This is a genomic window from Achromobacter sp. SLBN-14, from assembly GCF_006715415.1.
In the GTDB taxonomy this organism is placed as follows: domain Bacteria; phylum Pseudomonadota; class Gammaproteobacteria; order Burkholderiales; family Burkholderiaceae_B; genus Achromobacter; species Achromobacter mucicolens.
In genome coordinates, this window is the sequence record NZ_VFNE01000001.1 from 642054 (window position 1) to 654198 (window position 12145).

Below are 12145 nucleotides of genomic sequence, written 5' to 3' on the forward strand. Positions count from 1 at the left end.
GCGCGAGTGCCCCGGTTAATCAGGCCGGGATTTACCCGCACCTGACGTATTTACGGGGCTTTGCGGCCGATTCATACGTAACCGACCGTAAACCGGGCAGGCGCCTGTCGCTTAAATGCCGCAGGCGTGGACCCAAGCGAGGCGGCGTCAGCCGCCCCGCTCGCCGTTTACCAGGAAACGATCTTGCCCGGATTCAGGATGTTGTTCGGGTCGAAGGCGTGCTTGAGGCTGCGCATCAGGTCGAGCGCGTCGTCGCCATGCTCTTCGGCCATGAACTGCATCTTGTGCAGGCCGACGCCGTGTTCGCCCGTGCAAGTGCCGTCGGCAGCGATGGCCCGGCGCACGAGATTGTGGTTGATGGCTTCCGATTCCTGCCACTCCTGCGGGCTATCGGCATCCAGCAGCATCAGCACGTGAAAGTTGCCGTCGCCCACGTGGCCGACGATCGTGTACGGAAAGCTTGCGCGGTCCAGTTCCTCGACGGTGTCGCGCACGCAATCGGCCAGGCGCGAGATCGGCACGCAGACGTCGGTGGTGCTGGCGCGGCAGCCGGGACGCAATTGCAGGCCCGCGAAGTACGCGTTGTGGCGCGCGGTCCAGAGACGGCTGCGGTCTTCGGGACGCTCGGCCCATTCGAAGTCCATGCCGCCGTGCTCGGCCGTGATGGCCTGCACGGTTTCCGCTTGTTCTTGCACACCGGCCGGACTGCCGTGGAATTCAAACACCAGCAGCGGCGTCTCGCGCAGGGTCAGCTTGCTGTGCAGGTTGACGGCGCGAACGCTGGCGGCGTCCATGAACTCGACACGCGCGATCGGCACGCCCATCTGGATGATTTCGATCACGCTTTGCACCGCGGCGTCCAGCGTCGGGAAATTGCAGACCGCGGCGGACACGGCTTCGGGTTGCGGATACAGCCGCACCGTGACTTCCGTGATGATGCCCAGCGTGCCTTCGCTGCCCACGAAAATGCGCGTGAGGTCGTAGCCGGCCGACGACTTGCGGGCGCGGCCGGCCGTGCGGATGATGCGGCCGTCAGCGGTGACGACGGTCAGCGACATCACGTTCTCGCGCATCGTGCCGTAGCGCACGGCGTTGGTGCCCGAGGCGCGGGTAGCAGCCATGCCGCCCAGGCTGGCGTCGGCGCCCGGATCGATCGGGAAGAACAGGCCCGTGCTGCGGATTTCTTCGTTGAGCTGCTTGCGCAGCACGCCGGCCTGCACCGTGGCGGTCAGGTCTTCGGCGTTGATGGCCAGGACCTTGTTCATCTGCGACAGGTCCAGGCTGATGCCGCCCTGGATGGCGAGAATATGGCCTTCCAGCGAAGAACCGGCGCCGTACGGAATCAGGGGAACGCGATGCTCGTTGCACACCTTGGCGACGTACGCCACGTCTTCGGTGGACTGCGCGAACACCACGGCGTCAGGCAGCATGGCCGGATAAGGCGATTCGTCGCGGCCGTGATGCTCGCGAACGGCGGCCGATTCCGACAAACGGTCGCCAAAGTGCGCGCGCAGCGCATCCAGGCAGGCGGCCGGCACCGCGCGGCGCAACGATTCGGCGTGCAAGGGAGCGTTCATGATCTCGTGGTTTCCCGGGTTCGATAATCCGAATATTCTACGCCGCCCCGCGTGCTGCGCCGCACACCCCGCCAGGCGGAGGGTGCGCGGCGCGCATCCTCTTCATTTGCCGGAGGTCAGCGCGACGCGGCGGCGTTCACGCACGGCCTGCGCCAGGCGCTCCAGCACAGCCACCGAGGCGTCCCAGTCGATGCAGCCGTCGGTGATGCTTTGGCCATACACCAGGGGCTGGCCCGGCACCATGTCCTGGCGGCCGCCCAAGAGGTGGCTTTCGACCATGACACCGACCAGGCGGGCATCGCCGGCTTCCATCTGGCGCGCGACGTCCTCGACGACGAGCGGCTGGTTCTCGGGGTTCTTGCTGCTGTTGGCGTGGCTGGCATCGACCATGATGCGTTGCGCGAGACCGGCCTTGGACACGTCCTGGCAGGCGGCGTCAACGCTGGCGGCGTCGTAGTTCGGGGTCTTGCCGCCACGCAGGATCACGTGGCAGTCCTCGTTGCCGGCGGTGGACACGATGGCCGAATGGCCGCCCTTGGTCACCGACAGAAAATGGTGCGGTTGCGAGGCCGCCTTGATGGCATCGACGGCGATCTTCACGTTGCCGTCCGTGCCGTTCTTGAATCCCACCGGACACGACAGGCCGGACGCCAGCTCGCGATGCACCTGGCTCTCTGTCGTGCGCGCGCCGATCGCCCCCCAGGAGACCAGATCCGCGATGTACTGCGGCGTAATCATGTCCAGGAACTCGCATCCCGCCGGCAGCCCCATGCTGTTGATGTCCAGCAGCAGTTGACGGGCCACGCGCACCCCCTTGTTGATGTCGAAGCTGCCATCGAGGTCGGGATCGTTGATGAGCCCCTTCCAGCCCACCGTCGTGCGCGGCTTCTCGAAATAGACGCGCATCACGATTTCCAGGTCCGCGCTCAGGCGGTCGCGCACGGGCTTCAGGCGCTTGGCGTATTCGATGGCGGCACGCGTGTCGTGAATCGAGCACGGACCGATCACGACGATCATGCGGTCGTCCATGCCGTGCAGGATGCGGTGCATGCCTTGCCGCGCGGCGAAGACGGTCTCGGACGCCTCCTTGGTGCAGGCGAACTCGCGCATCACGTGCGAGGGCGGATTCAGTTCCTTGATTTCTCGAATACGAAGGTCATCGGTGTTGTGCGACACGGTACTGCTCCTGGGTTGCCCGCCATGGCGGCATAAAAAAAGCCGCCAGATTCGCTGGCGGCTTTTTTGGGGGGATTCTTTCCAAACTTCAGATTGAGCGCGTCCCTTCCTCCGCCAGCGGCTTCAGAAAACCAAAAAAATAAAAATAAAAGGCGGGGGACGCGAATTTCATGGGGAATGACTCTAGCACAGTTTTTTGAGAGCGTCACGCCAGATTTTTTTGGCGTGACGCCCCCATTTAACGCATCAAGCCGTGCCGCCGACCGTCAGGCCTTCCATGCGGACCGTCGGCATGCCCACCCCGACCGGCACGCTCTGGCCGTCCTTGCCGCAGGTGCCGACGCCGGAATCCAGCTGCAGATCGTTGCCGATCATGGTCACGCGGTTCATGGCGTCGGGGCCGTTGCCGATGAGGGTTGCGCCCTTGACTGGGTAGGTGACCTTGCCGTCCTCGATCATGTAGGCCTCGGACGCCGAGAACACGAACTTGCCGTTGGTGATGTCGACCTGGCCGCCGCCGAAATTGACGGCATACAGGCCCCGCTTGACCGAGGCCACGATTTCATCGGCAGGCTTGTCGCCGGCCAGCATGTACGTGTTGGTCATGCGCGGCATGGGCAGGTGCGCGAACGACTCGCGGCGGCCGTTGCCGGTTGCGGCGGTTTTCATCAGGCGGGCATTGAGCGTGTCCTGCATGTAGCCGCGCAGGATGCCGTCTTCGATCAGCACATTGCGCTGGGTGGCATTGCCCTCGTCGTCGATGTTGAGCGATCCGCGGCGATCCGGAATGGTGCCGTCGTCGACCACGGTGACGCCCTTGGACGCCACGCGCTCGCCGATGCGTCCGGAAAACACGCTGGACCCCTTGCGGTTGAAGTCGCCTTCCAGGCCGTGACCGACGGCTTCGTGCAGCAGGATGCCCGGCCAGCCCGACCCCAGGACCACCGTCATTTCGCCGGCCGGCGCCGGACGCGCTTCCAGGTTGACCAGCGCCTCGTGCACCGCGCGCTCGACATAGCCCTGCAGCATCTCGTCGGTGAAGTAAGCCAGACCCAGGCGGCCGCCGCCGCCGGCGTGACCCATTTCACGGCGGCCATTGCGTTCGGCAATCACGGTCAGCGACAGGCGCACCAGCGGACGCACGTCCGCGGCCAGACGGCCATCGCTGCCCGCAACCAGCACCACGTCATATTCCGCGCCCAGGCCCGCCATGACCTGGATCACATGGGGATCGCGCGCCCGCGCCATGTGTTCGACGCGTTCGAGCAGCGCGACCTTTTCGGGCGCGCTGAGGCTGGCGACGGGATCGATGTCCGCATAGAGGCTGCGGCCGATCTCGGCCTCGACCTGGGCGGCGACCTTGACCTTGCCTGCGCCGCGGCGGGCAATACCGCGCACGGCATGCGCCGACGACAGCAGCGCCTCGGGCGACAGCGAATCCGAATACGCGAACGCGGTCTTTTCACCGCTGACCGCGCGCACGCCCACGCCTTGGCTGATCGAGAAACTGCCCGTCTTCACGATCCCTTCTTCCAGGCTCCAGCCTTCACTGCGCGTGTACTGGAAGTACAGGTCGGCGTAATCGACCTTGTGGGTGAAGATTTCACCCAGTGCCCGCGCCATGTCCGCTTCGGTCAGACCCCAGGGGTCGAGCAGAAGGGATTTGGCGGTGGCCAGGGAAGCAATGGCGGGATCGATGATTTTCATAGGCTCAGTTCAGGAACGGCACCGGGGCCGTGCATGCGCGTCGTGGCGCTCAAGACCGTATCGTACCGCCGACACGGGCCCGGCGTCCCGGCAAACGCCAAAAGTCGCGGCTTACCGCAGCGGCAAATGCGGGACAAAATGGTCTCGCATTATCTTGCCGCCATAGATGGAGACGGCATACTGGGTATCAAGTTAAGTACCCAATTACCTATCAAGTTAAGCAATTGTGCTCAGACCGAATCGCAAGACTGGCACTTTTCGTGTTGTCGTATGACCTGACGGCTAAATGAAAACTCGGGGACGGAACACCATGGCGCCCGGGTATATCACCGCAGGTGGGATGCAACGCCATAATGTATGGCACCTGCTTTCGCGACGATTTTCCGCCTGAAGAAAATTGCGGGCATTTGACGCGCATTGCACGCGCAATCGTCCAGAGGATGATCGGGCATGCAAGCCGGCCGATCGCACGCCAGGCGCGGCTTTGCAAGGTTGTCCGACAATTGGCGGCCCGTATCGCCCGCCCGTAAACCAAGCAAGCGCATGTTTCAGTTTGTCCCAAATTTAAGATTTTCCGTCCTAACTGATGGAAATTGCGGCCAGCCGCAAAGCGGAGAGCCGGTGGCGCTTTTGATACAAAGTAATTAGTCCGACAATTGAGATACCACCTCGTAAATTCTGTATTATGCGAGGCACAACAATTAAACATAACTTCGCCGGCGATTAAAGCAGTTCCATAATCAGGAATAAACATGGCCCGAGAAACCTACGCAGCTCTGCAAGCAAAGATCGAAAAGGAAATCAACAAGCTCCAGAAGAAGGCGGAAATCCTTCAGACGAAGCGCCGCAAGCCGGTCATCACCTCCATCATCACGTCGATGCGCGAGTACGACATTACGCCTGACGAGATCATCGCCGCCTACGGCGCAGGCAAGCCCGCGCGCGCCGCCACGAGTGGCCGCCGCAAGGCCAGCGGCCCCGCCCGCGCAGCCGGCGCCGCCAAGCGCGCCGTGGCACCCAAGTACCGCCATCCGCAAACCGGAGAAACCTGGAGCGGCCGCGGCAAGGCGCCGCGCTGGCTCGCCGCTGAAGAAGCCGGCGGCGCCACCCGCGAGAGTTTTCTTATCAAGGAATAAAACCTATTCTTCAGTAAGAAAAAAAGCGGCGCACCATGATGGTGCGCCGCTTTTTTTATTTTAAGCAGGGGCCGCGAGGCGCCTGCTTTCGTCAACGTGCGGGGAATTGAATCTCGCGCTCAGCGCCATTATTGCCTGGGAAATTGTCGAATATGGCACGCACCAGATAGGGCATGGTGCGAATCAAATCGTCACGCTCGCTCAATATGAACGCCGTCGAGCGGTAAACTTCCGCGCCGCCGTTCTGGGTATCACGAATGAAGAGCGAGAGGGAATTGCGCTGGACGACCATGGGCACGTCCACCCAGTCAGGCCCCCAGAATCCCGCGCCCATGCCCCATGGTCCGGGCCCATAGAAGCCGCCGTAGCCGCCGTAGAAATACGGGTCGTACGGACGGCGCACCATCACTTGCGTCTGGCTCGTGCCATAGCGGAACGACACCTCGAACCGACCCTTCACGCCAGGGCGCGCCTCGACCAGTCCCGTGGCCCCGATCCCCGCGCGCACCATATCCTGAAATGACTGATATTCCAGATTATTGATTTGGGATGGGTCGGCTGGAACAAACTGGTAGGTCTGGCCCTCGACACCGGTTGGCCATTGCTGAAACGACGTCACGCGGGCGGAGACGGTGGGCGCGGCGCAGCCCGTCAGCATCATGGCTGCCAGCACCGAAAAAATACCGGCCCATCGGCCAAGACTGCTGAGCCAAGACATCCTGGACATTTGAGACTCCTGTTCGCGCGACGGCGCCATCATAACGAGCTTTGACATAAGCGCTTGCCAAAAGTTTTCAGGCTAGCCCGTACGCCCAAGGTACCGCTCAACCGCCAGCCACTACAATAGCCTTCTTGTTCATACAGGACTGCAAATCCCCATGCGCACCGACACGCCCGTTACCGTATACCGCAAGGATTACCAGCCCTACCCCTACGAAATTCCTGAAGTCGCCCTCGCCTTCGATCTCGCGCCCGACGCGACCGAAGTGCGTTGCACGATGCACGTGCAGCGCAGGCAAGACGCCAGCGCTGACGCCGCCCTGATCCTGGATGGAGAAGAGCTGGAACTCGTGTCGGTAGGCGTGAATGGCGAGCCGCTGCCCGCGGCCAGCTACCAGTTGACCGAACACACGCTAACGCTGCGCGGCCTGCCTGCCGATGCGACCGTTGAAATCGTCAGCCGCTGCAAGCCTTCCGCCAATTCCACGCTGATGGGCCTGTATGTGTCAGGCGGAAATTTCTTCACGCAATGCGAGGCCGAGGGCTTCCGGCGCATTACCTGGTTTGCCGATCGTCCCGACGTCATGTCGCGCTACCGCGTGACGCTGCGTGCGCAGCCCGAGTATCCCGTGCTGCTGTCCAACGGCAACCTGATCGCCTCGCGCCAATTGCCCGACGGCCGCAATGAAGTCGAGTGGGAAGATCCGTTCCCCAAGCCCTGCTACTTGTTCGCCCTGGTCGCGGGCAACCTGACGCATCGCGAAACCACGGTCAAGACGGTCAGCGGCCGGGACGTGCTGCTGCAGGTCTACAGCGACCCCGGCTCCGAAACCAAAACCGAATGGGCACTGGATTCCCTGGTGCGTTCCTTGCGCTGGGACGAGAGCCGCTTTGGTCTCGAACTGGATCTGGACCGCTTCATGATCGTGGCCGTCCATGACTTCAATATGGGAGCCATGGAAAACAAGGGCCTGAATATCTTCAATGCGGCCTACGTGCTGGCCGACGCCGAAACTGCCACCGACGCCAACTACGAAGGCATCGAGTCGGTCATCGGGCATGAATACTTCCACAATTGGACCGGCAACCGCGTCACCTGCCGCGACTGGTTCCAGCTGAGCCTGAAGGAAGGTCTCACGGTCTTTCGCGATCAGGAATTCAGCGCCGACATGATGGCCCGCGACATGGACGCGGCCGCCGCGGCCAGCGCCCGCGCCGTCAAGCGCATCGACGACGTCGTGGCGTTGCGCGCCGCGCAGTTCCCGGAAGACGCCGGCCCCATGGCACATCCGATCCGCCCCGAGAGCTACCAGGAGATCGGCAACTTCTACACGGCCACCGTGTACGAGAAAGGCGCCGAGGTCATCCGCATGCAGCACACGCTGCTGGGCGAGGCCGGTTTCCGCGAAGGCATGGACGAATACTTCCGCCGCCACGACGGCCAGGCCGTCACGTGCGACGACTTCGTCGCCGCGATGGAATCCGTCTACGTCAAGCAGCACCCGGGACGCGACCTGTCCGTGTTCCGCCGCTGGTACCGGCAGGCCGGCACGCCGCGCGTCACGGTCAGGCTCGACCACGACGCGGCCACCCGCCGCTGCACGGTGACGCTTACCCAGGCCTGCCCGCCGGTCGGCGTCGAAAAGAAGGCCGGCCCCGACTACGTGAAGGCGCCCTTCCACATTCCGTTTGCGATCGGCTTGCTGGACCGTGAGGGCAACGCGCTGCCGCTGCGTCAGGACGGCGCGGTCGTGGACACCGCCCTGCTGGAACTGACCGCGCAAAGCCAGCAATGGGTGTTCGAAGACATCGCCGACCGCCCCGTGCCCTCGCTGCTGCGCGACTTCTCGGCGCCGGTCATCGTGGACTACGACTGGTCCAACGAGGAACTGGCGCTGCTGTCCGCGCACGATGGCAATCCGTTCGCACGCTGGGAAGCCGGCCAGGAACTGGCCACCCGCCAGATTCTTGCATTGGCCGACGCCAGCCAGGCGGGCCGCCCGCTGCAGGCCGATGCCGCCTTCATCGAAGCCTGGCGCGCGTTGCTGACCGATCCCGCCCTGGACGCCGCGTACCGTGCGCGCGCATTGGCGCTGCCTTCGGAAAAGACGCTGGCCGAGCGCATGCAGCGGGTCGATCCGCCTGCCCTGGCCGTGGCGCGCGATTTCCTTCGCGCCGAACTCGGCCGTCAGCTCCATGCCGAATTCCGCCGCGCCTTCGACGAGAACCAGACGCCGGGCGAATATAGCCCCGCGCCGATTCCCGCCGGCATGCGCGCATTGAAGAACCTGGCGCTCAGCCACCTGATGGCCGCTGGCGAACCCGAAGCCCAGCGCCTTGCCGAAGCGCAGTACGCCACCGCCGGCAACATGACCGACAGCATGGCCGCTCTGGCCGCCTTGATCAACTTCGGGCAAGGCGACTACCCGAAAGAGGCGCTGGCCGCTTTCTACACCAAATGGAGCGCCAATCCGCTGGTGGTGGACAAATGGTTCGCGCTGCAGGCCACCGCCCGCTCGACCACGGTGCAGACCGCCCGCGAGCTGATGAAGCACCCGGCATTCACGCTGCGCAACCCGAACCGCGCCCGCGCGCTGATCTTCCAGTTCTGCCTCAACAATGCCCGCGGCATGCACCAGCCGGACGGCTCGGGCTACACGTTCTGGGCGGAGCAGGTGCTGGCATTGGACGCGCTCAATCCGGAGATCGCCGCGCGGCTGGCGCGTGCGCTGGACAACTGGTCTCGCTTCGTCCCGGCGCTGCGCGCCCCCATGCAGGCCGCGCTTGAAAAGGTGCGCCAGCACGACGGCCTGTCGCGCAACGTCCAGGAAATCGTATCCAAGGCTTTAGAATTCGCTGCATAGGGAGATCCTTTTGAAACGTAAAACACTCACTCAATACCTGGTGGAGCAGCAACGCTCCGCCCAAGCCCTGGCGCCGGAAGTGCGCCTGCTCATCGAAGTCGTGGCGCGCGCCTGCAAGGCCATCAGCCACGCGGTCAGCAAGGGCGCGCTGGGCGGCGTTCTGGGCAGCCTGGAAAGCGAGAATGTCCAGGGCGAAGTCCAGAAGAAGCTCGACGTGCTGTCCAACGAGATCCTGCTGGAAGCCAATGAATGGGGCGGCCACCTGGCGGCCATGGCGTCGGAAGAGATGGAAACCATCCATCTGATCCCGAACCGCTACCCCAAGGGCGAATACCTGCTGCTGTTCGATCCGCTCGATGGCTCGTCGAACATCGACGTGAACGTCTCCATCGGCACCATCTTCTCGGTGCTGCACGCGCCGCACGACGTGTCGGGCGCGCCCGTCTGCGAAGCCGACTTCCTGCAACCGGGCAACAAGCAGGTGGTGGCCGGTTACGCGGTGTACGGTCCGCAGACGATGCTTGTGCTGACCATCGGCAACGGCGTCGTGGGTTTCACGCTGGATCGCGAAATGGGCTCGTGGGTGCTCACGCACGAGAACATCCGCGTGCCGGAAGACACCAAGGAATTCGCCATCAACATGTCGAACAAGCGCCACTGGGCTGCCCCGGTCAAGCGCTACATCGACGACTGCCTGGCCGGCTCGACCGGCCCGCTCGGCAAGGACTTCAACATGCGCTGGATCGCCTCGATGGTGGCCGACGTGCATCGCATCCTGACCCGCGGCGGCATCTTCATGTACCCGTGGGATGCGCGCGAGCCGGGCAAGGCTGGCAAGCTGCGCCTGATGTATGAAGCCAATCCCATGAGCTTCCTGATCGAACAGGCCGGCGGCGCGGCCATCAACGGCGTCCAGCGCATCATGGACATCCAGCCTGACACGCTGCACCAGCGCGTGAGCGTCATCCTGGGCTCGAAGAACGAAGTCGAACGCGTGGGCCGCTATCACGCCGAGGACGCGGGCAAGTAAGACACCCGCCGCGCGTTCGGCGCGCCAATGCAAAAGCCCCCGGCCATCATGGCCGGGGGCTTTTTTTCAAGGGTACAGGCAAGCAGGGGGTGCGTTACTTGACCTCTTCGATGGACTTCACGTCGTCCTTGTTGATCTGCATTTTCTTGCCGTTCTGTTCGTATTCATACATGCCCGACTTCTTGTCGTATTCGGGCTCGTCGGGCGCTACGGTCGAAGATCCGTCGCGTTGGTGAATAACCGAGGGCGACGAGCATCCGGCCAGCACACCAACGCCGGTCATCACCAGGGCCAACGTCATGGTCTTCAGCTTCATGGTTGTGTTCTCCGAGTGTTGAATGGGTGATTTCACTCTATCCGAATCGCTCCCCGAAATCGTGTCGGGTTGTCGGCAAAATGCATAAGAACGTAATCGTCCCCGACCCCAATAATGAAAAACCCCTCGCAGGACGCGCCTGGGAGGGGTTGCAACCGTACACAAGCGGCAATCGTGCTTACACCTTGGCGTGTGTCTCGATGAAACGACGTACGGCGGCCTCGCTGCAGTCCATGACTTCGACGCGTTGCGGCAGCGATTCCAGGTCTGCGAGGTTGCCCGGCGGCGTGGCCGGACGGCCAAGCGCTTCCTCGATGGTCTCGGAGAACTTGGCCGGCAGCGCGGTTTCCAGCACGAGCATGGGAACGCCCGGCTCGACAAATTCGCGCGCGACCTTCACGCCGTCGGCGGTGTGCGGGTCGACCAGCACGCCGGTGGCGTCGTAGACGGCGCGGATCGTGGCCAGGCGATCCGTATGCGAGCTGGCGCCCGACACGAAGCCATAACGCGACTCGAACTGGTCCTTCATGTCCGACAGATCGAACGCGCCGTCGCGAGCCATCGTCGTCCACAATTCCTTCACGCGGTCGGTGTCGCGGCCCGTCAGGTCGAACACGAAGCGCTCGAAGTTCGACGCGCGCGAAATGTCCATCGAGGGGCTGGACGTGGCGTACGTCTGCGCAGCCGCGCGCGGACGATACACGCCGGTGCGGAAGAACTCCTCCAGCACGTTGTTCTCGTTCGTGGCAAGCACGAGGCGGCGGATGGGCAAACCCATGCTGCGGGCGATGTGGCCCGACAGGATGTTGCCGAAATTGCCCGACGGCACGGCGAACGACACTTCTTGTTCCGCGCGCTCGGTGGCGCGCAGCCAGCCATGGAAGTAGTAGACGACCTGGGCGGCGATACGGGCCCAGTTGATCGAATTGACGGCGCCCAGACGGTACTTCGTCTTGAAGGCCAGATCGCCGGCTAGCGCCTTGACGATGTCCTGCGCTTCGTCGAAGACCCCGCGCACGGCGATGTTGTGGATGTTCTCGTCTTGCAGCGAGTACATCTGCGCGCGCTGGAAGGCGCTCATGCGGCCGTGGGGCGACAGCATGAACACCGCCACGCCCTTCTTGCCGCGCAGCGCGTATTCAGCGGCCGAGCCCGTGTCGCCGGAGGTGGCGCCCACGATGTTCAGCGTGGTGCCGCGCTTGGAGAGCACGTATTCAAAGACCTGGCCCAGGAACTGCATGGCCATGTCCTTGAACGCCAGCGTGGGACCTTCGGACAGGCCCAGCAGCGACAGCCCGCCATCGAGCGGACGCAGCGGAACGATGTCCTCGCTGTTGAAGATCTGCGGCGTGTAGGCGGCACGGGTCAGACGGCGCAGGTCGTCCGAGGGGATGTCCGTGGCAAACAACGACAGCACTTCGAAGGCCAGATCGGCATACGACAGGCCGCGCCACGATTCCAGCGTTTCCGCGGAAACCTGCGGCAGCGTCTGCGGCACCGCCAGCCCGCCGTCGGGCGCCAGGCCTTCGAGCAGGATGTCGGAGAATTCGAGCGGGGCCATGCCGCCGCGCGTAGAGATGTATTTCATGTCAATTGCTCCACGATGCACCGGGCGCCCC

The 12145-nt window shown here is 63.6% G+C and carries 9 protein-coding genes; 3 read left to right on the plus strand and 6 right to left on the minus strand.

What is annotated here, in order from left to right; translation table 11 throughout:
• Positions 1–167: 167 nt before the first annotated feature.
• The 3 genes from FBY20_RS02920 to tldD form a co-directional block, all read right to left on the minus strand.
• The gene (locus FBY20_RS02920; protein WP_062838468.1) at positions 168–1577 is read right to left on the minus strand and encodes an FAD-binding oxidoreductase; all 1410 of its coding nucleotides are present in this window, start codon (positions 1575–1577) and stop codon (positions 168–170) included.
• 102 nt (positions 1578–1679) lie between these two features.
• On the minus strand, positions 1680–2753 hold the full coding sequence (aroG, locus tag FBY20_RS02925; protein ID WP_056322603.1) for a 3-deoxy-7-phosphoheptulonate synthase AroG: 1074 nt from the start codon (positions 2751–2753) through the stop codon (positions 1680–1682).
• A 246-nt stretch (positions 2754–2999) separates the two neighbouring features.
• Positions 3000–4460 (minus strand): metalloprotease TldD, encoded by a 1461-nt coding sequence (gene tldD / locus FBY20_RS02930; RefSeq protein ID WP_142049911.1) that lies wholly within the window; start codon positions 4458–4460, stop codon positions 3000–3002.
• Between the two features lie 752 nt (positions 4461–5212).
• Here tldD and FBY20_RS02935 point away from each other — a divergent pair.
• Entirely contained in the window at positions 5213–5596 is a 384-nt protein-coding gene (locus tag FBY20_RS02935; RefSeq protein WP_056322597.1) for an H-NS family nucleoid-associated regulatory protein, read from the plus strand.
• A 91-nt stretch (positions 5597–5687) separates the two neighbouring features.
• On the opposite strand, the gene FBY20_RS02940 is transcribed toward FBY20_RS02935, so the two are convergent.
• A complete protein-coding gene (locus FBY20_RS02940; protein WP_142055791.1) occupies positions 5688–6323 on the minus strand; it encodes a DUF4136 domain-containing protein in 636 nt (211 codons plus the stop codon).
• Positions 6324–6474: 151 nt separating this feature from the next.
• Between FBY20_RS02940 and pepN the strand changes: the two genes are divergently transcribed.
• Positions 6475–9180, plus strand: a complete 2706-nt coding sequence (gene pepN / locus FBY20_RS02945; protein WP_142049915.1) for an aminopeptidase N — start codon at positions 6475–6477, stop codon at positions 9178–9180.
• A 10-nt stretch (positions 9181–9190) separates the two neighbouring features.
• Complete coding sequence (locus FBY20_RS02950; RefSeq protein ID WP_062838471.1) at positions 9191–10210, plus strand: class 1 fructose-bisphosphatase; 1020 nt, start codon at positions 9191–9193, stop codon at positions 10208–10210.
• 94 nt (positions 10211–10304) lie between these two features.
• Here FBY20_RS02950 and FBY20_RS02955 read toward each other — a convergent pair whose 3' ends face one another.
• Positions 10305–10526, minus strand: coding sequence for a YgdI/YgdR family lipoprotein (locus tag FBY20_RS02955; protein ID WP_062838472.1), 222 nt, complete (start codon positions 10524–10526; stop codon positions 10305–10307).
• A 178-nt stretch (positions 10527–10704) separates the two neighbouring features.
• Positions 10705–12114 (minus strand): threonine synthase, encoded by a 1410-nt coding sequence (gene thrC, locus FBY20_RS02960; protein ID WP_142049920.1) that lies wholly within the window; start codon positions 12112–12114, stop codon positions 10705–10707.
• Positions 12115–12145 lie beyond the last annotated feature (31 nt).